The organism is Janthinobacterium sp. 78 (genome assembly GCF_003096775.1).
Lineage (GTDB): Bacteria > Pseudomonadota > Gammaproteobacteria > Burkholderiales > Burkholderiaceae_D > Janthinobacterium > Janthinobacterium tructae.
Genome location: NZ_QENT01000001.1, coordinates 4,406,176 through 4,429,446 on the forward strand (window position 1 = coordinate 4,406,176; position 23,271 = coordinate 4,429,446).

Annotated in this window: 23 protein-coding genes and 1 tRNA gene; 13 read left to right on the forward strand and 11 right to left on the reverse strand. The window is 62.7% G+C overall.

The window, feature by feature from the left end:
* The first annotated feature begins 99 nt into the window (after nucleotides 1–99).
* The gene (locus C8C92_RS19295) at nucleotides 100–1,908 is read left to right on the forward strand and encodes an NAD(P)/FAD-dependent oxidoreductase (RefSeq protein WP_116744985.1); all 1,809 of its coding nucleotides are present in this window, start codon (nucleotides 100–102) and stop codon (nucleotides 1,906–1,908) included.
* Nucleotides 1,909–2,033: 125 nt separating this feature from the next.
* Here the strand turns inward: C8C92_RS19295 and C8C92_RS19300 are convergent, their stop codons facing one another.
* Nucleotides 2,034–2,600, reverse strand: a complete 567-nt coding sequence (locus C8C92_RS19300) for a YceI family protein (protein WP_096236355.1) — start codon at nucleotides 2,598–2,600, stop codon at nucleotides 2,034–2,036.
* Between the two features lie 26 nt (nucleotides 2,601–2,626).
* On the opposite strand from C8C92_RS19300, the gene C8C92_RS19305 reads away from it, so the two are divergent.
* The 5 genes from C8C92_RS19305 to C8C92_RS19325 all read left to right on the forward strand — a co-directional run bounded on the left by C8C92_RS19305 (nucleotide 2,627) and on the right by C8C92_RS19325 (nucleotide 6,220).
* The gene (locus C8C92_RS19305) at nucleotides 2,627–2,890 is read left to right on the forward strand and encodes a hypothetical protein (RefSeq protein WP_133250801.1); all 264 of its coding nucleotides are present in this window, start codon (nucleotides 2,627–2,629) and stop codon (nucleotides 2,888–2,890) included.
* A gap of 231 nt (nucleotides 2,891–3,121) precedes the next feature.
* Entirely contained in the window at nucleotides 3,122–3,559 is a 438-nt protein-coding gene (locus tag C8C92_RS19310) for a YbaN family protein (RefSeq protein ID WP_099763163.1), read from the forward strand.
* Nucleotides 3,560–3,883: 324 nt separating this feature from the next.
* The gene (locus tag C8C92_RS19315; protein ID WP_116744986.1) at nucleotides 3,884–4,693 is read left to right on the forward strand and encodes a methionine ABC transporter ATP-binding protein; all 810 of its coding nucleotides are present in this window, start codon (nucleotides 3,884–3,886) and stop codon (nucleotides 4,691–4,693) included.
* Nucleotides 4,686–5,360 (forward strand): methionine ABC transporter permease, encoded by a 675-nt coding sequence (locus C8C92_RS19320; RefSeq protein WP_116744987.1) that lies wholly within the window; start codon nucleotides 4,686–4,688, stop codon nucleotides 5,358–5,360. Before C8C92_RS19315 ends, C8C92_RS19320 begins: the two co-directional genes overlap by 8 nt.
* 32 nt (nucleotides 5,361–5,392) lie before the next feature.
* On the forward strand, nucleotides 5,393–6,220 hold the full coding sequence (locus C8C92_RS19325; RefSeq protein WP_116744988.1) for a MetQ/NlpA family ABC transporter substrate-binding protein: 828 nt from the start codon (nucleotides 5,393–5,395) through the stop codon (nucleotides 6,218–6,220).
* A gap of 223 nt (nucleotides 6,221–6,443) precedes the next feature.
* Here C8C92_RS19325 and C8C92_RS19330 read toward each other — a convergent pair whose 3' ends face one another.
* Together C8C92_RS19330 and C8C92_RS19335 are read right to left on the reverse strand one after the other, a co-directional pair.
* On the reverse strand, nucleotides 6,444–7,061 hold the full coding sequence (locus C8C92_RS19330; RefSeq protein WP_099763159.1) for an OmpW family outer membrane protein: 618 nt from the start codon (nucleotides 7,059–7,061) through the stop codon (nucleotides 6,444–6,446).
* 149 nt (nucleotides 7,062–7,210) lie between these two features.
* Nucleotides 7,211–8,107, reverse strand: a complete 897-nt coding sequence (locus tag C8C92_RS19335; protein WP_116744989.1) for a LysR family transcriptional regulator — start codon at nucleotides 8,105–8,107, stop codon at nucleotides 7,211–7,213.
* Between the two features lie 252 nt (nucleotides 8,108–8,359).
* Here C8C92_RS19335 and fur point away from each other — a divergent pair, with 252 nt between their 5' ends.
* The 7 genes from fur (at nucleotide 8,360) to C8C92_RS19370 (ending at nucleotide 13,062) form a co-directional block, all read left to right on the forward strand.
* Nucleotides 8,360–8,800, forward strand: coding sequence for a ferric iron uptake transcriptional regulator (fur, locus tag C8C92_RS19340; protein ID WP_099763157.1), 441 nt, complete (start codon nucleotides 8,360–8,362; stop codon nucleotides 8,798–8,800).
* Between the two features lie 74 nt (nucleotides 8,801–8,874).
* Nucleotides 8,875–9,240: a MerR family transcriptional regulator gene (locus C8C92_RS19345; RefSeq protein ID WP_099763156.1), complete on the forward strand. Its 366-nt coding sequence runs from the start codon at nucleotides 8,875–8,877 to the stop codon at nucleotides 9,238–9,240.
* A gap of 59 nt (nucleotides 9,241–9,299) precedes the next feature.
* Entirely contained in the window at nucleotides 9,300–9,890 is a 591-nt protein-coding gene (locus tag C8C92_RS19350; protein WP_165829500.1) for an NAD(P)H-dependent oxidoreductase, read from the forward strand.
* Between the two features lie 180 nt (nucleotides 9,891–10,070).
* On the forward strand, nucleotides 10,071–11,279 hold the full coding sequence (locus tag C8C92_RS19355) for a SpoIIE family protein phosphatase (RefSeq protein ID WP_207781025.1): 1,209 nt from the start codon (nucleotides 10,071–10,073) through the stop codon (nucleotides 11,277–11,279).
* A gap of 60 nt (nucleotides 11,280–11,339) precedes the next feature.
* Nucleotides 11,340–11,897, forward strand: a complete 558-nt coding sequence (locus tag C8C92_RS19360; protein ID WP_071076508.1) for a SiaB family protein kinase — start codon at nucleotides 11,340–11,342, stop codon at nucleotides 11,895–11,897.
* Between the two features lie 22 nt (nucleotides 11,898–11,919).
* Nucleotides 11,920–12,318, forward strand: coding sequence for a DUF1987 domain-containing protein (locus C8C92_RS19365; RefSeq protein ID WP_099763155.1), 399 nt, complete (start codon nucleotides 11,920–11,922; stop codon nucleotides 12,316–12,318).
* Between the two features lie 3 nt (nucleotides 12,319–12,321).
* Nucleotides 12,322–13,062: a GGDEF domain-containing protein gene (locus tag C8C92_RS19370; RefSeq protein ID WP_116744990.1), complete on the forward strand. Its 741-nt coding sequence runs from the start codon at nucleotides 12,322–12,324 to the stop codon at nucleotides 13,060–13,062.
* A gap of 14 nt (nucleotides 13,063–13,076) precedes the next feature.
* On the opposite strand, the gene C8C92_RS19375 is transcribed toward C8C92_RS19370, so the two are convergent.
* The 8 genes from C8C92_RS19375 to fdnG all read right to left on the reverse strand — a co-directional run bounded on the left by C8C92_RS19375 (nucleotide 13,077) and on the right by fdnG (nucleotide 23,261).
* Nucleotides 13,077–13,790, reverse strand: coding sequence for a transporter substrate-binding domain-containing protein (locus C8C92_RS19375; RefSeq protein ID WP_243420291.1), 714 nt, complete (start codon nucleotides 13,788–13,790; stop codon nucleotides 13,077–13,079).
* A 153-nt stretch (nucleotides 13,791–13,943) separates the two neighbouring features.
* Nucleotides 13,944–14,039 (reverse strand) — tRNA-Sec (locus tag C8C92_RS19380).
* A gap of 12 nt (nucleotides 14,040–14,051) precedes the next feature.
* Nucleotides 14,052–16,007, reverse strand: coding sequence for a selenocysteine-specific translation elongation factor (gene selB, locus C8C92_RS19385; protein ID WP_116744991.1), 1,956 nt, complete (start codon nucleotides 16,005–16,007; stop codon nucleotides 14,052–14,054).
* Nucleotides 16,004–17,413, reverse strand: a complete 1,410-nt coding sequence (gene selA / locus C8C92_RS19390; RefSeq protein ID WP_116744992.1) for an L-seryl-tRNA(Sec) selenium transferase — start codon at nucleotides 17,411–17,413, stop codon at nucleotides 16,004–16,006. Before selA ends, selB begins: the two co-directional genes overlap by 4 nt.
* Nucleotides 17,410–18,456 carry a formate dehydrogenase accessory protein FdhE gene (fdhE, locus tag C8C92_RS19395; protein ID WP_116744993.1) on the reverse strand — a complete coding sequence of 349 codons (1,047 nt, stop codon included), beginning with the start codon at nucleotides 18,454–18,456 and terminating at the stop codon, nucleotides 17,410–17,412. Before fdhE ends, selA begins: the two co-directional genes overlap by 4 nt.
* Nucleotides 18,457–18,594: 138 nt before the next feature.
* The gene (locus tag C8C92_RS19400; RefSeq protein WP_099763150.1) at nucleotides 18,595–19,266 is read right to left on the reverse strand and encodes a formate dehydrogenase subunit gamma; all 672 of its coding nucleotides are present in this window, start codon (nucleotides 19,264–19,266) and stop codon (nucleotides 18,595–18,597) included.
* A complete protein-coding gene (gene fdxH / locus C8C92_RS19405; RefSeq protein ID WP_099763149.1) occupies nucleotides 19,256–20,176 on the reverse strand; it encodes a formate dehydrogenase subunit beta in 921 nt (306 codons plus the stop codon). The genes C8C92_RS19400 and fdxH overlap by 11 nt, the downstream gene beginning before the upstream one ends.
* Nucleotides 20,177–20,189: 13 nt before the next feature.
* A complete protein-coding gene (gene fdnG, locus C8C92_RS19410) occupies nucleotides 20,190–23,261 on the reverse strand; it encodes a formate dehydrogenase-N subunit alpha (RefSeq protein WP_116744994.1) in 3,072 nt (1,023 codons plus the stop codon).
* Nucleotides 23,262–23,271: the final 10 nt, after the last annotated feature.

Below are 23,271 nucleotides of genomic sequence, written 5' to 3' on the forward strand. Positions count from 1 at the left end.
GCGCTGCGAGATGCGGGGCCGGAACGCCAGTGTTACAACATCGTCAGCGGCAACACAGCCGCATCCCATCATAAAGTCAGCAGACTTGGAGGAGACACGATGCAAACCGATAACAACCCGCACGACCTGGCAGTGGCCGGCATCCTGGAGCAGCTCGAAGGCTGTCTTCGCGCCAGCGATGGCACGGGCGCCGCGCAACTGTTCGAGCAAGATGGCTACTGGCGCGACCTGGTGCTGTTTACCTGGAACCTGAAAACCCTGGAAGGCCGCGAGCAGATCGCCGCCATGCTGGCCGCCCAGCTGGGCGCCGTGCAGCCCGTTTCCCTCCGCATCGCCGACGGCGAACATGCGGTGGAAGCCGGTGGCGTGCTGCAAAGCTGGATCACGGTGGAGACGAACGTGGCGCGCGGCGTGGGCTTCATCCGCATCCGCAACGGCAAAATCTGGACCCTGCTCACCACCATGAGCGAATTGAAGGGTTTTGAAGAAGCCAAGGGCAGCCGGCGGCCCATGGGCGCGGAACACGGCGCGCGCACGGACCGCAGCAGCTGGCTGGAGCAGCGCGAACAGGAAGCGACGGAACTGGGCTACGCGCGCCAGCCCTATTGCGTCATCATCGGCGGCGGCCAGGGCGGCATCGCGCTCGGTGCGCGGCTGCGCCAGTTGAACGTCCCCACCATCATCATCGAGAAAAATGCGCGTCCCGGCGACAGCTGGCGCAAGCGCTACAAGTCCTTGTGCCTGCACGATCCCGTCTGGTACGACCACATGCCGTATATCCCGTTCCCCGACAACTGGCCCGTCTTCACACCGAAGGACAAGGTCGGCGACTGGCTGGAAATGTACACCAAAGTGATGGAGCTGAACTACTGGGGTTCGACGTCATGCGAATCGGCCAGCTTCGACGCAGCTACCGGCGAGTGGACGGTGCAGGTGCTGCGCGACGGCCAGAGCGTCACCCTGAAACCGAAGCAACTGGTGCTGGCCACGGGCATGTCGGGCAAGGCGAACATGCCGAAGTTCAAGGGCATGGACATGTTCCAGGGCGAGCAGCAGCACTCGTCGCAGCATCCGGGGCCGGACGCGTATGTGGGCAAGCAGGTCGTGGTGGTCGGCGCGAACAATTCCGCGCACGATATCTGCGCCGCCCTGTGGGAAGCGGGCGTGGACGTGACCATGGTGCAGCGCTCGTCGACGCACATCGTCAAATCCGACTCGCTGATGGACCTGGCGCTGGGCGACCTGTATTCGGAACGGGCGCTGGCGGCCGGCATGACCACAAACAAGGCCGACCTGACGTTCGCCTCGATTCCCTATAAAATCCTGGCCGACTTCCAGAAGCCCGTCTTCAAGGCCATCCGCGAGCGCGATGCGGATTTTTATGCGCGCCTGGAAGAACGGGGTTTCATGCTCGATTTCGGCGACGACGATTCCGGCCTGTTCATGAAATACCTGCGCCGCGGCTCCGGCTACTACATCGACGTGGGCGCTTCCGAGCTGGTCGCCGAGGGCAAAATCAAGCTGAAAAGCGGCGTCGGCGTGCAGGAACTGAAGGCCCATTCCATCGTGCTGTCCGACGGCACGGAACTGCCGGCCGACCTGGTGGTGTACGCCACCGGCTACGGCTCCATGAATGGCTGGGCGGCCGACCTGATCTCGCCCGAAGTGGCAAACAAGGTGGGCAAGGTGTGGGGCCTCGGGTCAAACACGACGAAGGACCCGGGTCCGTGGGAGGGCGAACAGCGCAATATGTGGAAGCCCACGCAGCAGCAAGCGCTGTGGTTCCACGGCGGTAACCTGCACCAGTCGCGCCACTATTCGCAGTACCTGTCGCTGCAGCTGAAAGCGCGCATGGAAGGTTTGAACACGCCCGTGTATGGACAGCAGGAGGTGCATCACCTGGCGTGATCGTCTTGCATGCCGGCTCATGTCGGATTACGTGCGGCGTTGCCGCACTAATCCGACCTACCAATGACAAAAAAAATGGCGGCGGACCGAAGTCCGCCGCCATTTTTTCTTCGTGCAGCCAACAATTACTGCTTGATGGCTTCGATCGCAAACGTCAAAGTCACATCATCGCTGACAGCTGGCGCATATTTGCCGGCGTTGAATTCCGAGCGCTTGATCTTGGCCGTGGCATTGGCGCCGCAAGCGTCTTTTTTCAGCATCGGGTGCGGTGCGCAGGCGAACGAGGTGACGCTCAGTGTCACTGGCTTGGTCACGCCTTTCAGGGTCAGGTTGCCTTCCACGGAGGCCAGCTTGTCGCCATCGAAATTGAACTTGGTCGATTTGTAGGTGGCGACCGGGTACTTGGCCGTGTCGAGGAAGTCTTCACCCTGGATGTGCGAGTTGAACAGGGTCGAACCCGTATCGACGGACTTGGTGTCGATCAGTACTTCGACGGCGCCCGTCTTGGCGGCGCGGTCCAGCGTGACCTTGCCGGTGGTGTTATTGAAACGGCTTTGCTGCGTCGAGAAACCCATGTGGGTGTACTCGAAACGGGGGAAAGTGTGGCTGCCATCGATGACATAGACTTCAGGCGCGGCAACGGCGGACAGCGAGAAGCCGGCGGCGGCGATAAAAGCGAGCAGTTTTTTCATTGTAGATTCCTGATAGAAAGTGGAGGATGTCAAAACCGCAAGCAGCTGCAGGCGAACGACGCATGCGGCTGATTGTCTGGCTTCAGTTGCAACAGATTATGCATGGCATGAAGATCGATGTAAAACGCAAAATATACCTAGTTAGCATCGATAAAATCGATAATAACAATGATGATGTCCACGACAGCGCCTTCTGCTGCCGATTATTGTCTGCATTGCCAAAAATATCCAGCGTTATCCGGCGCCGCAGTATGCATCAAATGAGAATGATTCTTGTTATTATTCTATAGACTGGGTATCATCGCGGCCTTGGCGCGCATGCAGCGTCGCCTTGATTCATCCATAATAGAGCCAAAAGCAGAGCCGAAAACAGAGCCAAACCCAGAGCAGAAAAACATGACGGCCACCCGCCACACCCGCCACGCTATGCGCACCTTGAACGCCCATCCTGCCGCCTCCCCGCTCCGCAGCCAGGGCCCCACCGCCGGCGCCTTCGCCTGATGCGGGAGCCGCACGCCCGGATGCCACTGCGCGAAGCGCACGGCGTGCGCCTGCGCCGCTGGGCCTGGACCGCTGCCGGCGCCCTGATGGTGCTGCTGGGGATCATCGGCGCCATGCTGCCCGTCATGCCGACGACGATATTCCTGATCCTCGCCCTGGCCTGCTTCAGCCGCGCCTCGCCGCGCCTCGAGCACTGGCTGCTGCAGCATCCCCGCTTCGGCCCGCCGCTGCGCCAGTGGCGCGAACACCGCGCCGTCTCGCGGCGCGGCAAGGCCATGGCTTGCCTGGGCATGGCCATCGGCTTTGTCGCCATGTGCCTGGGCCATCCGCCGTGGTGGGTCATCGCCATGGTGGGCGCCATGGAAATCGCCGTCCTCGTCTACCTGTTGCGGCGGCCCGAAGGCCCTGCCGCCAGCGGAGCAGAATCTGCCCGCGACGAGGGCCATGGCAGGCAGTAAACGGCCCTGCCCACGTCAAAAAAATGCCAAATCAGCCGAACCACACATAAAAGCACCGCGATGCCCACGCAGGGCGCGTCGAACTTTTCACCAGGATGCGGCTCCACTACGCCAGTCCACGCGATTATATTCGGCAAGAGCTCCACTTTTCCGCTTTTCCAACTTAAAAACCGGCGCATAGACATTATTTGCATATTCAAAGCAAGATTCTGTCGTAGGAGTAATAACACGATCGGAGGTATACTACGCAACCGACGTAGCAGGCCGGGCGATTTGGCCCCTGCAAGCAAGCCTGTCACGGTCCAATAAAAAAGGAAACACTGCATGACCACACCACCCCGTACGCCGGTGATTCGCATCGATGGCGCGAACAAGACTTTCGCGCTGCCCAAGGGCGAACAATTCCACGCGGTCAAATCGGTCACGCTGGACGTCTATCCCGGTGATATTTTCGGCCTGATCGGCAAGAGCGGCGCCGGCAAATCCACCTTGCTGCGCCTGATTAACCTGCTCGAGCGTCCCGACAGCGGCACCATTACCGTGGCCGGCCGCGAACTGACGAGCCTGAGCAAGAGCGAACTGCGCGACGCGCGCCAGAATATCGGCATGATTTTCCAGCAATTCAACCTGCTGCAAAATGCCAGCGTCTTCGACAACGTCGCCTTCCCCTTGAAAATCCATGGCACCACCAAGGGCGAGCAGATTGCCGCCAGGGTCGAGGAATGCCTGGCGCTCGTCGGCCTGTCCGACAAGCTGCACAGCTATCCGGCGCAATTGTCCGGCGGGCAGAAACAGCGCGTGGCGATTGCGCGCGCCCTGGCCAGCCACCCCGACGTGCTGCTGTGCGACGAGCCGACTTCCGCGCTGGACGCGGAAACCACGCGCGCCCTGCTCGACACCCTGCGCGACATCAATGCGCGCCTTGGCGTGACCATCGTCATCGTCAGCCATGAGCTGTCGGTCCTGGGCGCCATCTGCAACAGGGTCGCCGTCGTGGAAAACGGCGCCATCGCCGAACAATTCGATTTGAGCGACACGGCCACCCCGCGCAAGACGGCGCTGGGACGCGAGCTGGCGTACTACGGCACCGAGGCGTTTGAAGCCACCGCATGGAAGGATGCAACACATGTTTGAAGAATCGATCAATAACGTCGTCAACCTGCTGCCGGAAATCTGGGTCGCGCTGGGCCAGACCATGACCATGCTGGGCATCGGTCTCACGGCCGCGATCCTGATCGGCGGCCCGCTGGGCATTGTGCTGTTCCTCGTCTCGGAAGGCCAGTCGCTGGAAAACCGTCCGCTGTCGACGATTTTGGGCTGGCTGGTAAATACCGTGCGCAGCTTCCCCTTCATCATCTTGCTGGTCGCCCTGACGCCGTTTACGCGCATCATCGCGGGCACCTCCATCGGCCCGCTGGCCGCTGCCGTGCCCCTGTCGTTCGCCGCCATTCCCTACCTGGCGCGCCTGGTGGAACAGAACCTGCGCGAAGTGCCGCGCGGCGTGATCGAGGCGGCGCACGCCATGGGCGCGTCGGAAATGCAGATCATTTTCCGCGTGCTGCTGGTCGAAGCGCGCTCCGGCCTGGTGCTGGCCCTGACCGTGCTGTCGATCAGCTTCCTGTCGTATTCGGCCGTGGCCGGTGTGGTGGGCGGCGGCGGCATCGGCGACCTGGCCATCCGCTACGGCTACTACCGCTTCGAGACGGACATCATGGTCGTCACCGTGGCCATCCTGATCGTGCTGGTGCAAACCATCCAGTTCGCCGGCACGCGCATCGCCAAGCGCCTCGACAAACGTTAATTCATCTTCAGTATTTCAGTACAAGGAAAAGCATGAACCATCTTCGCCGCAATCTGCTCCTGGCCGCCGCCAGCCTGGCCTTCGCCACCGCCGCCCACGCCAAGGACCCGAAAGAACTCGTCATCGGCACCAGCTCCGGCCCGTATTCGGACCAGCTGAAGCTGGGCATCAAGCCCATCCTGGAAAAACAGGGCTACAAGGTCAGGATCGTCGAATTCAACGACTACGTGCAGCCGAACTACGCGCTGGCCGAAGGCTCGCTCGATGCCAACGTGTTCCAGCACATCGTCTATCTGACCAAGTTCGCCACCGATAACAAGCTGCCCTTGAGCTCCCTCATCACCGTGCCGACCATGCCGATCGGCCTGTACGGCGGCAAGCAAAAAACCCTGGCGGAAGTCAAAAACGGCGCCACCATCACCATGCCGAACGACCCGACCAACCAGGCGCGCGCGCTGGTGATGCTGGCCAAGATGGGCTGGATCAAGCTGAAACCGAACGTCGATCCGCTGCGCGCTTCCGAGCGCGACGTGCTGGAAAACCCGAAGAAGCTGAAACTGGTGCCGCTGGAAGCGGCGCAGCTGCCGCGTTCGCTGGCCGACGCCGACTACGCCTTTGTGAACGGTAACTTCGCCCTGGCCGCCGGCATGAAGCTGACCTCGGCCCTTAGCGTGGAAAAAATCTCGGACAGCTACATCAACCTGGTGGCCATCCGCACGGCCGACAAGGCCAAGCCATGGGTCAAGGACCTGGAAGCGGCTTACCGCTCGCGCGCCTTCCTCGACGCGACGAACAAATACCTGGCCGGCTACGAAAAGACGGACTACCAGCTGGCGCTGGAAAAGACGCTGAAAAAATAAGGCAAAGCGCTGCACGCAAAAAAACGGCCAAGTTCACACCTGGCCGTTTTTTTTGCGCCCGCACTGCGCGGGCATCTTCAATACTTGCAACACCTAACAAAACCGTAGCGAGCGGAAGTAAGTTGTGGTTGAGAAGCGCAACTGTACGAAGGTACGGGGGCGCCGAGCCAGTGAGCATCGCAGACCGCAAATTACGACGCGCAGTAGGTTTTGATAGGTGTCCCTAGAAGCGGTAGCCGACGCCTACACCGATCAGGACAGGATCGATCTTGACTTCGCTGGCCTTGGCGCCACCGACGAAGACGTCGCTGCGGATCTGGACTTTCTTGATGTCGAAGTTCAGCGACCAGTTTTTATCCAGCTTGTAGTCGACGCCAGCTTGCAGCGAGAAGCCCCAGCTGTCATGCTCCAGGCGGCCAGCGCCATTGAGCAGTTTCACGCTCGAAATATTCGTATAGTTCACGCCTGCACCGACGTATGGGCTCAACTGTTTTTCCGGCATGAAGTGGTATTGCAGCGACAAGGTCGGCGGCAAATGCTTGAACGTGCCGATATTTTGGCCACCCAGGGTGACGTCATGCTTTTGCGGATACGTCAAGATCAGCTCGGCAGCGATGTTCGGCGTGAAGAAATACGAAATATCGATTTCAGGAATCGTCTTGCTGCTGACGTGGATCGTGTCCGATGCGCCGACGCCACCAACAGGAGTAGATTTGTTGGCAGGATCGATGTGCACGGCGCGCGCGCGCACCAGCCATGGGCTTTCCTGCGCCATTGCATTACCGGCGAATGCGCCGATGGCGGCCAGGACGATTGCTGCTGCAGTTGCGGACTTCTTCATTCTAGTTCCCTCTTTTTGTCGTTAAGTAACGCTGCGAAGTTTAAGAGTGCAGTGCAACAAAAACTTTGATCCACATCAAATAGTGCTAGATGGCATCACTAGAGGGATTTTTTTCTTTACCAAGGTCAAGAAAATGCGGCATTGCAAAATTAAGCCACCTCGGCGAACAGGCTGGCGAGCCAGTCGGCAAACACGCGCACGCGCGGCGACAGTTGCCGCTGATGTGGATACAGCACGGACACGGGCAGCGGGTCGGGACGCATGGCCGACAACACTTCCACCAGCTCACCGGTGGCCAGTGCCTGCTGCAGATGGTAGCGGGGTGCCTGAATCAAGCCCAGGCCCGCGCGGCAGCAGGCGTGATACGCGTCGGCATTGTTGACGGATACGGTGCCCGGCAAGGCCACGCTGTGGCGCTGGCCGTCTACCTTGAAATCGAAGGGCCAGACCTTGCCCGTCTGGGCGGAAAAGAAATTCACGGCGCGGTGGCCATCGAGCTGCGCCAGATTCTCCGGCATGCCGTGCGCGGCCAGGTAGGCGGGGCTGGCGCACGTCAGCTGTTCCAGCAACGCCACGCGGCGCGCCACCATCGACGAGTCGCTCAGTTCGCCCACGCGCAGCACGCAGTCGACGCCTTCGCGCACCAGGTCGACGAGGCGGTCGCCCATGCCGATCTCCAGTTCGATCAGAGGGTAGCGGGCGCAGAACTGGTCCAGCACGGGCAGGACGAAATGCGTGGCCAGGGTCGCGTGCAGGTCGATGCGCAGCTTGCCGGCCGGCTGCTGCATCGCCGAGGAAAACACGGCTTCCGTTTCTTCCAGGTCCGCCAGCAGGCGCGCGCAGCGCTGGTAATACGCCTCGCCATCGGGCGTGGGCGTTACTTGCCGCGTGGTCCGTTGCAGCAGGCGCACGCGCAGCCGCGCTTCGAGTTGCTTGATCGCATGCGTGACGGTCGCCTTCGGGTAGCCGAGGTCATGCGCCGCCTGCGTGAAACTGCGCAGCTCGACGATGCGGGTAAACAGACGCATCGCATCAAATCGGTCCATGCCCCCTCCATTGTTATTGCCTGCTGCACAGTGTAACGATTCGAGCGCCATTTTTCCATATTGAACTCTAGTGCTGCTACAAGTTGCCCGCCACGCAATGGGCACTTGCGCCGATGTCACTGGATACCCAACTGGCTACACCGCATACTATTTCCAGTTCGTACATGCGAATGGTAATGATTATCATTTGCGATATAATGCAGGTTCACGCTTAAGCGCTCGCTCAGGCGATCATAAAAAGGAATGGGAGACATGGATATATTGAGGGAACTGCGTGAATCGGGCTTGAAAGTAACCATCCCCCGCTTGCGGATTCTGCAGCTGTTTCAAGAAGGGGGCATCAAGCACCTGAGTGCGGACGATGTCTACAAACTCTTGCTGGCTGAAAAAATCGACGTGGGCCTGGCCACCATCTACCGCGTGCTGATGCAGTTTGCCGAAGCGGGCATCCTGTTTCGCCGGCACTTCGAATCGGGCCATGCCGTCTTCGAACTGAATGAAGGCCAGCACCACGATCACCTGGTCTGCACGGGTTGCGGCAAGGTCGATGAATTCGTCGATGAAGGCATCGAACTGCGCCAGAATGAAATCGCCACCGAGCGGGGCTTCGTGCTGCACGAGCATGCGCTGTCGCTGTACGGCACCTGCGCCGAATGCACGGCGAAGAAAGTCCCGCCGCGCAAAGCCTCCTGAGGCAGCGCGCAAGGTAGCGCCTGGCAAGCCATCTGCGCTACACTGCGTGCGCCGCAGCTCAACCAGGGACAAGCATGTACATCGGAGAAATCGCCCGCCTGGCGGGCACCTCGCCCAAGGCCTTGCGCCACTATGAAGCGCTGGGCTTGCTGGGCGACGTGCGCCGTTCCGGCGCCTACCGCGTCTACACGCAGCAAGACCTGGCGCAAGTCAGACTCATACGCCAGGCGCAAGCGCTGGGCTTCCGCCTGGCCGAACTGCTGCCCATCCTGGCAGGCGACGAGACCGACTGGGCCGCCCTGTCGCAGCACATCGCCACCAAGCGCGCGCAGATACAGCAGGAGTTCGCCCGCCTGCGCCAGCTCGACGCGCAACTGGCCGACATCGACACGGAAATCCGCGACTGTCTGGCGCGCCAGCATCTTTCAGCGGCCGCTTGACTCTGCCCCCAGGGGCAGGCTTTAGCATGCAAGCTGTTCTTTAACGGAAAGCCTGCAGCATGAGCAACATTACACCGAAACGCATTTTAATTCTCCTCGGCCACCCGTCCAGCGACAGTTTCTGCGCCGCCCTGGCCGAAGCCTACGCCGCCACGGCCCGCAACGAAGGCCATACCGTGCGCGAGCTGCGCCTGGGCCAGCTGGACTTCGATCCCATCCTGCATGAAGGCTACCGCCAGGTGCAGCCGCTGGAAGCGGACTTGCTGGCGGCCCAGGAAGCCATCCGCTGGGCCGAACACCTGGTGTTCGCCTACCCCATCTGGTGGGGCGGCGCGCCGGCCCTGCTGAAAGGCTTTGTCGACCGCGTCTTCCTGCCCGGCTTTGCCTTCAAGTACCGCCCGGGCAAGGCTTTCCCGGCCCAGTTGCTGAAGGGCCGCACGGCCCAGCTCCTGGTGACGATGGACACGCCACCCTGGTATTTCCGCTGGGTCTACCACATGCCCGGCATCCACCAGCTGCGCAAGACGACCTTGGAATTTTGCGGCGTCAAGCCCGTCAAGGTGGCCAGCTTCGGCCCCATCCTCGGTTCCACCGAAGTGCAGCGCGCGCGCTGGCTGGAGCAGGCGCAGGCGCTGGCCCGGCGCCTGTAGGGCCGGAAACGGCTTGCCATGCAGCCATCTTGCATACGGTTTTGACAAGCTGGTAATGAAGCCGTCACATTCCAAGGCTACCATGATGATATTGCCTGTTTGTCAGTCGCCTTGCCGTCGCGACAACAAGGGTCCGCTCGTCATGTAAAGGTAGCCGCTGTGGAGTTCAACGCTTCTCGATTGCATCTTCCCCGTTATCGCACCTCCGTGGCGTTCGATCTGTGCATACCCACGGAATCGGTGCAGGCCGACGCCAGCAATTTCGCCGTGCTGGAACTGTTCACGGAACGGCGCGACATGATGAGCTTGCCAGTCACGGAGCAGCACAAGCCCATCGGCTTGATCAGCCGCAACATCTTCATGTCGCAAATGTCCAAACCCTTTTATCACGAGGTGTACGGCAAGAAGAGCTGCATCGCCTTCATGGACAAGGAACCGCTGATCGTCGATGGCGCCATGAGCATCGAAGACCTCACCTTTCGCGCCGTGGAAGCGGGCGAAAAGGCGCTGGCCGACGGCTTCATCATCACCGTGGATGGCGCGCTGGCCGGCGTGGGCTTCGGCTTGCAGCTGATGAACGTGGTGGCCACCATGCAGGCAGAAAAGAACCGGCAAATCATGCACAGCATCGATTACGCCAGCGTGATCCAGCGCGCCCGGCTGCGCACCTCGGACGCGGAATTGCGCGCCACCCTGCCCGACGCGCACCTGGAATGGCAGCCGCGCGACGTCGTCGGCGGCGATTTTTACTTCTTCGAGCGCCACGCGGGCGGCTGGTTTGCCGCCATCGCCGACTGCACCGGGCACGGCGTGCCGGGCGCCTTCATGACCCTGATCGCCTCGTCGGCCCTGAGCCAGGCACTGCGCGAACTGGGGCCGCGCGATCCGGCCGCCCTGATCGGCGCCGTCAGCCGCTCCATCAAGACCTTGCTGGGCCAGGATGGCGCCGCCAGCGGCCATCACGCCGGTTCGAACGACGGCATGGATTGCGCCTTCCTGTGTTACGACGACGCCAGTGCCAGCCTGCGTTTCGCAGGGGCGAAACTGGCGCTGTACGTGGTGGCGCCGGGCGAAGAGGCCGTGCGCGCCATCGACGGCGCGCGCATGGGCGTGGGCTATGTCGATACGCCGCCCGGCTACTGCTGGCACAACGAGACGCTCGCCATACCCGCCGGCAGCCTGCTGTTCATCACCACCGACGGCTTGCTCGACCAGATCGGCGGCGCGCGCGACATCGCCTATGGCAAGCGGCGCATGCGCGAGCAGCTGCTGGCGCAGCGCGACGCTCCCGCCGGCGACGTGGCGGCGGCACTGCTGCAGGATAGCGCGGCCTGGCAAGGCAAACAGCCGCGCCGCGACGACCTGACCTTTTTCTGTTTCCGCCTGTAGCCACAGGCTGCAGCCATCCACGATAACCCGCCGGGCAACCGGCCAGCCAGGAGCACGGACGTGCTGTACGAAGAATTCAACGAGTTTTGGGATGTGGCGCGCAAGCGCAACATCATCTTTTTTTACGTGGGCTATTTCTCGCAGCACGTGGTGAGCGCCATTTCCGAAACCATCAAGGCGCGCCTCGACACGGCCGGCGCGGCCGGACCCACGCGGCGGCGCATCTTTTCCTCGTTCATCGAGATGTCGCAAAACATCATGCATTATTCCGCCGACAGCCTGACGCCCGATGCGCAGCTGGACCAGCAGATGCGGCGCGGCTCGTTTTGCATCGGCACGCGCGGCGACAGCTTTTTTCTGCTGTGCGCCAACCCCGTCTCGACGGACAACGTGGCGCAGATCCGCGCCCGCCTGGAGCCGCTGCACACGATGACGATGGAAGAAATCCGCCTCGCCTACAAGAAGGCCCTGCGCGAAGAAGCGCCAGCCGACAGCAAGGGCGCGGGCCTGGGTTTTCTCACCATGGCGCGCGACGCCAGCGAGCCGCTGGAATTCGAATTCGTCCAGGACCCACAGGAGCCGGGGCACACCATCTTCTGCATCAAAGCCATCATTTGAAAGAGCCGACTCAGGAAAGCATATGCAATTACCGTCACCACTGTTCATCGCCGCGACCCCGTGTTCGCCCGAAATCGACTTCCGTTTCGAGCAGCACACCCTGTCGATCAAGGGCGAGTCATATCCGGAAAACGCGGCCGCCTTCTATGGCCCGCTGATCGCCACCGTGCGCGCCTATCTGGACGCCTGCCGCGAGAGCGCCATCACCGTCAACGTCTCGCTGGCCTACTTCAACAGCTCCAGCACGAAGATGCTGTTTACCCTGTTCGACACCCTGAACCAGGCGGCCATCGATGGCAACCAGGTGCGCCTGAACTGGTATCACGACGAAGACGACGACACCATCCTGGAGTTCGGCCAGGAGCTGCAGCAGGATTTCACGGCACTGGATTTCTGCGACCATCCCGTGCGAGGCAGCTAGAGCATGCACGCCGCCATCTCCGAGTCCGGCCTGGAACCCGACCTGTTCACCGTGGAAGCGGCGGCGCTGGCTGCCGCGCGTCGCATGCACGCCGACGTCCATGCCAGCGGCGAGGCGCAGCGCCGCGTGCTCGGTGAATTGATCAATCACTACGAACGGCTGATGCGCGAGACGCGGCGCCTGATCGGCCGCAGCGACCGCGCCGAGCGCGACATGCATTTGCTGAACCGGCAATTGCAAACCCTGGCCGGCCAGCTCGAATACCGCGCCACGCACGACCCGCTGACGGGCGCCCTGAACCGCGGCGCCGTGATCGAGCATGCCTCGCGCTGCCTGGCGAAAGGCGACATGGCCCTGATCGTGCTCGACATCGACCTGTTCAAGCAGGTCAACGACGATTTCGGCCACCCGGCCGGCGACGGCGTGATCCAGGCCGTGGTCGACTGCCTGAAGGGATTATTGGGACTGGAGACGGCCATCGGCCGGGTCGGCGGTGAAGAGTTTTCCGTGGTCTGGCCCACCTCTTCGCGCGACGAGGCGATGCAAATCGCGCAGCGCATCTGCGAGAGCGTCGGCCGCCAGCGCCATGCGGCGCCCATTACGCGCGCCATCACCGTCAGCGTGGGCCTGAGCTGGAACCGCGCCGGCACGCCGTTCGAGACGGCCTACAGCCATGCGGATCAGGCCCTGTACCAGGCCAAGCGCGAAGGACGCAACTGCGTGCGCCAGTGGCTGGAAAGCTGACTCAATGCACTGCATCAGCGCTGCTGTTCGCGCGCCATGCTGCCGTCGCGGCGCATGGCGGCAGCGGCGCGCTGCATGGCCGCCACCTGCGCCTCCGGCACCTTGAGGTTACAGGCCAGGTAAGTCTGCACGCGATTAAAGGTCAGCAGCGGTTCCACCTTGCCCTCCCACTCCTTGCCGGCAAACGGCTTGCTGCCCACCGCCATGCCCACGGCCCACAGGTCGATGCGCCCCAGCAGCAGTTTTTGCGGATTGAGCCACTCCTGCGTCACGGGCGCCACGTTCAGGCCATGCTGGCGCAGGTAGTCGTCGCGCGCGTCACCGAGCACCGTGCCGATCACCAGGCCGCGCGCATCGGCCAGCGTGCGCAGCGTCAGATGCCGCTCGGCCAGGCCATACAGTATCCACTCCGCTTCGTTGAGGGGGCCGATCCAGCGAAACTGTGCTTCGCGCTCCTGCGTGCGGCTGGTGGAAAAGATGCAGGTATCAGGCTCGCGCAGCGCCTGCGCATACGCGCGCTTCCACGGCAACAACTCGATGCTGTAGGCGATGCCGGCGCGCGCCATGATGTCGCGCACCTTCGTCGTTTCGCGTCCGACAACGACCTTGCCTTCCATCATGCTCGATGGCGGCAAGTGCTCGCCAACGATGCGCAGGCCAGCCGCCGCGGCCAGCGCCGGCATCAGCAGCGCCACTGCCAGCAGCCGCGCCATGCTTGCTTGTTTCATGCTTGCTTTCATCTGCAACAGGGGATTTCCGCCGATGTTACCATCGCCCCGCGCCTGCATCGCCGCATATTATCAATTACACCATGTATTTTCCGCAACGTGGTAATAGGCCAACGCCGGGACGATCAGCATGCAGGGGAAAGGAAGAATATCTGGCGGAAAACAGTAGGAGTCGAACCTACGGGAGAACGTCTGACGCCCTCCACCGGGTTTGAAGCCCGGCCACATCACCGGATGAGTGTGCTTTCCGCGGTGCCTGAGCTAACTGTTGGGCAAGGCCGCAGTATAGGACCACAGCGCTTGCGGGCGTAATAGATGCCCATTGCCAACACGACGAGTATAACCGACGCGGTCAAAGAATTCCAGGACCTGGATCGCCCGCTTGCGCCCCAGACCACTGGCATCGCGGAAGGCGGCCGCGCCCACGGCGCCGGAACCGGGCGCCAGATGCTCGTCCAGCTCCGCTTGTTCGGTCAGAGTGCGTACCAGTTGCGCCAGCTCGGCCAGCGCCGCCTGGTGATAGAACAGGTCGTGCACCACCTGGCTAATCTGCCCTGCCTTGGCCAGTTTACGTAGCAGCCTGCGCGTGTCGTCCTCGGCCAGGCCGAAGTCGCGCGCCAGGTCGCGCGTCCACGGCGGCTCGAAGCGCCCCTGCAGCAAGGCCGCCAGCAAGGGCTCGGCCAGCGCCTGCTCCTGCGGTGTCAGTTCCACGCTGTGGGTCGGCAGATGCAGGCTGGCGCCGCGCGCCAGCACCTCGCCGCGCGCCAGCAAGCCTTCGACCAGATGGCTCCACAAGGCGTCTTCCATCTCCGCGTCGACGATGCGCTTCAGGCGCCACAGTTCCGGCCCTGCTTCATCGGGTGCGCGCGCGTGGAACACCGCCAGGGCCGCCAGAACCCGCTGTTCCAGCGCCAGCAACGCGGGTGGCGCCAGCAGCAGGGCGTCGCCACCGCGCAGGGCGATGCGCCGCGTCTCGGCCGGCAGCGCGATGGCGTTCGCCGGCAGCAGCGACAGGCGCACCAGCAGCGATTCGCGCAGCCCCAGCGGACTTTGCGCCAGCAAGGCAGCAATATCGCCCTGTGCGACAAAGGCCGCCAGCGCAGCCAGCCAGGCCAGCCTGGCCGGGCTGCGGCGCTTGCGCGCGGGGCCGAACGGGTCGAGCACCATGCCGCCACCCACCGTCTGCGTCGCTTGCGCATTGCGCACGACGAAGCGGTCGCCCGGCACGCCGTGCATGGGCGACTCGAACACCAGTTGTACTCTGCCCGTCTGCCCCGGCGACAGGGTTTCGCCATCGAGCATGACGGCGCGCGCCAGCTGATGCGCCGCGCCCAGGTGCACGTGCAGCGGCGACCAGGCTTTCAATTGCACGCCGGCGTCAGGCAGCAAGGTCAGTTCCACGTCGAGACGTTCGGAACACTGCGCCAGCGCGGGCGCGACGATCCAGTTGCCCCGCTCGATGCGCTCGCGCTCGATGCCGGCCAGGTTCAGCGCCAGGCGCTGGCCCGCCACGCCCGTCTCGGCCGCGCGGTTCTGTGCATGGATGCTGCGCACGCGCGCTTGTGCGCCGCCGGGCGCCAGTTGCAGCATGTCACCCACCTGTACGCGTCCCGCCAGCGCCGTGCCGGTGACGATGGTGCCCTGCCCCGACAAGGTGAACACGCGGTCCACGCCGAGGCGGAACAAGCGCCGCTCGTCGCGCTGCGGCAGGCTGCACGCCACTTGCGTCAGGTGCGCCAGCAAGGCCGCCACGCCGGGATCGTTGTCGCGGCTGGCGGCCGTGGGGAAGATGGGGCTGCCCGCCAGCGGCGTGCCGGCCAGCAGCGCCTCGATGTCCGCCTCCACCTGCGCCACGCGGGCGCCGTCGGCGCGGTCGATCTTGGTCAGCGCCACGGCGCCGCGCGTCACGCCCAGCAGCTGCAAAATCGCCAGGTGCTCGTGCGTCTGCGGCATGATGCCGTCGTCGGCCGCCACCACCAGCAGGGCAAAGTCGATGCCCGTCACGCCGGACGCCATGGTGCGGATGAATTTTTCGTGGCCCGGCACGTCGATCACGCCCAGCACCGTGCCGTCCGCCAGCGGCAGGTAGGCATAGCCGAGTTCTATCGAAATGCCGCGCGCCTGCTCTTCCTTCAGGCGGTCCGTGTGCACGCCCGTCAGCGCGCGCGTGAGCGTCGTCTTGCCATGGTCGATATGGCCTGCGGTGCCGACGATCATGCGGACAACTCGCCGAGCTGCTCGATGAAGGCCGTCTCGTGCGCCGCCTCCAGGCAGCGCAGATCGAGCCACAAAGCGTCTTGCCCGATGCGCCCGATCACGGGGCACGGCAAGGCGCGCAAGCGCTGCTCCAGCATTCCCAAGGGATTGCTCAGGCGCGAGTCCGCGGCGCTGCGCACGGCCAGGCCAAAGCTGGGCAGCTGGTCGACGGGCAAAGCGCCGCTGCCGATCTGGCTTTGCATGGCTTCGACCGTGACCACGTATTGCATGCCCAGCGCGCCTTGCAGCAGCGGCAGCAGGGTGTGCGCCTGCGCGCGCATGGCGGCCGTAGGGCGCGTCAGCAAACGCAAGGTAGTCAGGCGTTCGGCCAGCAAGTCCGGCGCGCGGTACAGCTGCAGCACCGGGGCCAATGCCGCCAGGGTCAGTTTGCCCACGCGCAGCGCGCGTTTCAGGGGGTTGCGCTTGATCTTCGCGATCAAATCGGCGCGTCCGACGATGACGCCGCACTGCGGGCCGCCCAGCAATTTATCGCCGCTGAAAGTGACCAGGTCGGCGCCCGCCGCTATCGTTTCGCGCACCGTCGTTTCGTGCGGCAAGCCATACTGGGCCAGGTCGACCAGGGTGCCGCTGCCCAGGTCCACGGCCGTCGGCACGCCGTGTTTGGATGCCAGCGGCACCAGTTCGTCGAGTTCCACGCTTTTCGTGAAACCGGTGATCGCGTAATTGCTGCAATGGACCTTCATCAAGAGGGCCGTGTCTTCATTCACGCCATTGGCGTAATCGGCCAGGTGGGTGCGGTTGGTGCTGCCCACTTCGCGCAGCACGGCGCCCGCGCGCGTCATCACGTCGGGGATGCGGAAGGCGCCGCCGATTTCCACCAGTTCGCCGCGCGAGACGACGACCTCTTTATTCTGCGCCAGGGTATTCAACATCAGCAGCACGGCGGCGGCATTGTTGTTGACGATGGTGGCCGCTTCGGCGCCCGTCAGTTCGCGCAGCAATTCCTCCACCAGGTCATCGCGGTCGCCGCGCTTGCCCGTCTCCAGGTCGAATTCCAGGTTCATCGGCCACTGCAGCGCTTCCACCACCGCTTGCACGGCCGCGTCGGGCAGCAGCGCGCGGCCCAGATTCGTGTGCAGCACGGTGCCCGTCAGGTTGAACACGGCACGCAGCTGCGAGCGCGATTGGGCTTGCAGCCGCTCGCCCATTTGCGCGACGATGGCAGCGATCGATGCGCCCTCTTCGCACACTGCGCCCGCCAGCATGGCCGTGCGCAGTTCGGCCAGCACGGCGCGCGCGCAGGCCAGGGTTTGCACGCGGCCGTAGTGTGCTATCAGGGCCAGGCAAGCCGCGTCGCCCAGGATGCGGTCGACCGACGGCAGGCGCACGGTTTGCCCCGTCGTCATGACGGCTGTTCCGTGCTTTTACCCAGCCACAGCAGCGGATTGCCGCTGGCGCGCTGATAGCCCGCTTCGCCCACCAGCAAGTCGAGCATCAGGCTGGCCAGGTCATCGGCCAGCGGTTCGACGTTGTAATCGTGTTCCTGGTTGAAGACTTTGCGGTAGGTATGGCAGTCGTCGCAGGTTTCCGCGCGCGCCACCTTCTTCGGATCATTCGCCTTGTTGGGCAATTTGTCGTCCTTGGCCGCCACGGGGTCGAACGGCTTTGCATCGGCCGCGTCCAGGCCCTGGTAGGCGATCTTGCCATTCTGTTCGCAGGTCGAGCACTTCACGCGCACCATATGCCATTCGCTTTCGCAAATGCCGCAGTGCAGATAGCGATACCCCTGCGACTGGCCTCCGATGCGGATCACGCTGGCGACGGGGTGCGAACCGCAGACGGGACACAGCGTGCCCGTTTCCAGGTCCGGCACGCGCGCGGCGCGCAGTTCGCTGGCCGACACCGACCACAAAATTTGCAGCGCGGCGGCGACGAACGGCGCGTGCATGGGATTGAGGTTGTCGCCGTTTTCATCGAGCACGGCATCGGCGCAGGCGTCCAGCGCTAGCGCGTCGAGCGCGCGCAGCTGCGCCAGCACCTGCGTCAGGCCGCCCGACAATGCCGGCTGGCTGGCCGCCGTGCTCGCCAATTCATCGAGCAGGCTGGCAAAGATGGCGCGCCACACGGGCGGACGGGCGCCATTCACGGGCAGCACCGGCATGCGGTGCTGCATCGCGCGGCGCAGCGCGTCGGGGTCGGCGGCGGGCACGGCGCCGGGCGCCAGTTTTCCCACCACGGCAGCCTGCGCGTCGGCCAGCGCGGCCATCAGCACCAGGTAACCCTGCATGCCCGCGTCGACGGGGATGCCCTTGATATTGCCTTGCGCCAGTTCGCGCAAGCGCAAGGCGCGCGCCTTGAACAAGCTGTCAGGCTGCGGCAGCAGCAGGCGCGGAATCGCGTTGTGGTCCAGGCCTTCGATTTCGCCTGGCTGAAGAATGCGTTGTACCAATGGAGTTTTCCCATCAAAAAAGGGGATGTAAAAGTATTTTAATCGATACGGTCGCGGCAAGCCGCAAAGAAAGGGGTCAGTCCCTTCGGGTCTGACCCCAGCAGTTGCAGTTGGGTTTAATTACGATTACGAAGAGCCTTAGTCCTTCGTATTGCGAATGACAGCCTCAAACCACTTCGGATGGTGCTTGCGCGCCCAGCCGTAGGTGACGGTGCCGCGCACCATGGCGCCGATCGAGCCCTTGACCCACAGCGCCGCATAGATATGCACGATGATGGCGCAGATGATGGCGAAGGCGCAACCGGCATGCAACAAGGCGGCAAAGCGCACCACGTCGATCGGGAAGTAGAACGCGAAATACGCGCGCCAGATCACGATGCCCGACAGCAGCAAGCCGACCATGCTGACCAGCAACACGAAGAACAGGATCTTCTGGCCGGCATTGTATTTGCCGATCTTCGGAAGCTTTTCCTCGCGGTTGTGGAGCACGTCGTCCATTTGCTTGAGCCACTGCTTGTCGCCGTCCTCGAACTTGTTGTGGTGCCAGAAGCGCAGCACCAGGATCGCGAACGAGACAAACATCACCAGGCCGGCAAACGGATGCAAGATGCGCGTCCATTGCCCGCCGCCGAACAGGTTCGCCAGCCACGCCATCGAAGGATGGAACATGGCCAGGCCGGACAGGGCCAGCATGACGAAGGTGATGGCGGTGACCCAGTGATTCGTGCGCTCGTTCGGGTTGTAGCGTTCGATCAAGGGATTGCCATCCTTGTCGCGCAGCTTGCCATCGTGATGTTCACTATGCTTCATGCTGTTCCTCCCGGATGCGCTTGGCCTCTTCCAATGCTTCGTGCTCTTCGTCCTTGCTCACTTCGTTCGGACCGACACGCGTGTAATGGAACAGGCCTGCCAGCGCCGTGACAGCCATGCCGGCTACTGCCAGCGGCTTGGACCAACCCTTCCAGAAGCCCACCATCGGGCTGATGCGCGGACGTTCCGGCAAGTTCGAATACAGCTTCGGCTTGTCGGCATGGTGCAGCACGTACATCACGTGCGTACCGCCCACGCCCAGCGGATCGTACAGGCCCGCATTCTCGAAACCGCGCGACTTCAGGTCGACGATGCGCTCTTCCGCATGCACCTTCATGTCTTCCTTGGTGCCGAAGAGGATGGCGCCCGTCGGGCAGGTTTTCACGCAGGCCGGTTCCTGGCCCACGGCGACGCGGTCCGAGCAGAGCGTGCACTTGTAGGCGCGGTCGTCCTTTTTCGAAATGCGGGGCACGTCGAAAGGACAGCCAGCCACGCAGTAGCCGCAACCGATGCAGTTTTCCTGGTGGAAATCGACGATGCCGTTCGTGTATTGCACGATGGCGCCCGGCGCCGGACAGGCTTTCAGACAGCCCGGATCCTCGCAGTGCATGCAGCCATCCTTGCGGATCAGCCACTCGAGGTTGCCGTCGTTGTCTTCGTGTTCGGCAAAACGCATCACCGTCCACGATTCCGGCGTCAAGTCCGTCGGATTGTCATAGGTGCCATGGTTTTCGCCGACTTCATCGCGCAAGTCGTTCCATTCCATGCACGCCGTCTGGCAAGCCTTGCAGCCGATGCATTTCGACACATCGATCAGCTTGGCCACGGTGCCCGTCACCGGGCTGCGCGCTTGCGGCGGCGTCACCGTGGTAGCCGACAGGCGCCGGATATCTAAGGATTGCAGTGCCATTATTGAGCTCCCATCATGCTTTTTCCACCTTCACGAGGAAGGACTTGAATTCCGGCGTTTGCGAATTCGCATCCCCCACGCCCGGTGTCAGGGTATTGATCAGATACCCCGGCTTGGCCACACCCGTAAAGCCCCAGTGCAGCGGCAGGCCGACGGTATGCACCTGCTTGCCCTCGATCATCAAGGCCTTGATGCGCTTGGTGACCACGGCCTTGGCGATGATATGCCCCCGTTTGGAACTGACGCGCACTTCACCGCCGGCGACGACGCCGATGCTCTTGGCCAGCTCTTCGCCGATTTCAACGAATTGCTGCGGCTGGATGATGGCGTTCAGGCGCGCATGCTTGGTCCAGTAATGGAAATGCTCGGTCAGGCGGTAGCTGGTCGCCACATGCGGATATTCCTCGTGCGTGCCGAACAATTTCCGGTCATCGGCGAACACGCGCGCGGCCGGATTGCTGGTCGCTAGCGGGTTTTTCGGATGCATGGGGTTGTAGCCCAGCGGATTTTCGAACGGCTCGTAATGCTCGGGGAATGGTCCTTCGGCCATGGCGCCGCGCGCAAAGAAACGCGCCACGCCCTCGCCCAGCATGATGAACGGACCCATGCCGTTTTCCGGCGGTTCGTCGACCTTGAAGTCGGGAATATCGGCCCCGCTCCAATTGGTGCCATTCCACTCGATCAACTTGCGCGTCGGGTCGAAAGGCTTGCCCTTCAAGTCGCACGAAGCGCGGTTGTATAGCACGCGGCGGTTGGCCGGCCATGCCCAGGCCCAGCCCAGCGTCTGGCCGATGCCCGTCGGGTCGCTATTGTCGCGCCGTCCCATCTGGTTGCCCGCCTGCGTCCAGCTGCCGGCGAAGATCCAGCAACCGCTGGTGGTCGTGCCATCGTCGCGCAATTGCGCAAACGACGCCAGCTGTTCACCCTTTTTCACCAGCAGCTTGGTCGGATCCTTCAGATCGTACAAGTCAACCAGCGCCTTGCCGTTGAATTCGCGGGCGATTTCTTCCGGCTGCGGGTTATGCGGCTGCGCATAATTCCACGTCAGGTTGAGAATAGGATCGGGGAACTTGCCGCCCTCTTTCTGGTACATGCTACGCATGCGCAAGAACAGGCCCGACATGATCTCGAGGTCGCTGCGCGCCTGGCCCGGCGGTTCGGCCGCCTGCCAGTGCCACTGCAGCACGCGCGAGGAACTCACCAGCGAACCGCGCTCTTCGGCGAAGCAGCTGGTCGGCAAGCGGAACACTTCCGTCATGATCTTGGTGGGATCGACTTCGTGGTATTGGCCATGCGGCTTCCAGAATTCGCCCGTTTCCACGGCCAGCGGGTCCATGATGACGAGGAACTTCAGCTTAGCCAGCGCTTCCGTGACCTTCTGCTTGTTCGGCGCGGACGCCAGCACGTTGAAGCCCTGGCAGATATAGCCCGTCATCTTGCCTTGGTGCATGTTCTCGATGGCTTGCATCAAGTCATACGGCTTGTCGAGTTTCGGCAGGTAGTCGAACGCGTAATTGTTCTCGGCCGTGGCGAAATCACCCCACCACGTCTTCATGAAGCTGACGTGGAACTTGCGGTAATTGCTCCAGTAGCTGAGCTGGTTTGGCCGCAGCGGCTTGGTGGCGCGCGCGCCGATATACGCATCGAAGTCCTGCTCGGCTTCGTTCGGCAGCGTCATATAACCTGGCAACAGGTTCGACATCAGGCCCAGATCGGTCAAGCCCTGGATATTCGAGTGGCCGCGCAAGGCGTTCATGCCGCCGCCCGCGATACCCATATTACCCAACAGCAACTGCACCATGGCGCCCGTGCGGATGGTTTGCGCGCCCGTCGAGTGGTGCGTCCAGCCCAGTGCGTACAAGATGGTGCCGGCGCGTCCCGGCACGGCGGTCGACGCCAGGGCTTCGGCCACCTTGTGGAACTTGTCGGGCGACACGCCGCACGTCCGTTCGACCATCTCGGTCGTGTAACGTGCGTAGTGCTTCTTCATCATCTGGTAGACGCAGCGCGGGTGTTCCAGGGTCGGGTCGACCTTGGCATAGCCGTCGTCGCCGATCTCGTAATCCCAGGTGGCCTTGTTGGTGTACTTGCCTTTTTCTTTGTCGAAACCCGAAAACAGGCCATCTTCGAACGCATAGTCTTCGCGCACGATGAAAGGCATGTCCGTGTAGTTGCGCACGTACTCATGCTGGATCTTGTCGTTCGTCAGCAGATAATTGATGATCGCGCCGAGGAAGACGATGTCCGTGCCGGTACGCGTGGCGCAGTAGTAATCTGCCACGGATGCGGTACGGGTAAAACGCGGATCGACAACGATCAGCTTGGCCTTGTTATGCGCCTTCGCTTCCGTAACCCATTTGAATCCGCAAGGATGTGCTTCTGCTGCATTGCCGCCCATGACCAAAATCACATCGGCATTCTTGATATCGACCCAATGATTCGTCATCGCGCCACGGCCAAACGTCGGGGCAAGACCTGCCACCGTCGGTCCGTGTCATACACGCGCCTGATTATCAAAGGTCAGCATCCCCATGCTGCGCACTGTCTTGTGGGTCAGATAACCGACCTCGTTGCTGCCGGCGGACGCGGCCAGCATGCCGGTGGAGAGCCAGCGGTTGACGGTCTTGCCGTCGGCATTCTTTTCGATCAGGTTGGCATCGCGGTCATCCTTCATCAGGCGCGCGATCTTGTCGAGCGCCACGTCCCAGGAGATCGGTTGCCATTCCGTGCCGCCCGGGGCGCGGTATTCGGGCACTTTCAGGCGGTTCGGGCTGTGGATGAAGTCGACCAGACTGGCGCCCTTCGGGCACAAGGTGCCGCGGTTCACCGGGTGATCGGCATCGCCTTCCACGTGGATGATGCTGGAAACGGCATTTTTCGCGCCGTCGCCCAGACCATACAGCAGGACGCCACATCCTACCGAACAGTAAGGACAGGTATTGCGTGTCTCGGTGGTGCGAGACAGCTTGTATTGCCGCACTTCCGCCATCGCCTGGCCCGGTGCGAAACCGAGCAGGGCGAGGCTGGAACCAGCAATGGTCGCGCCAGTTACCCGAAGGAACTGGCGCCTGGACATCTGAACCATATTCAGGCCT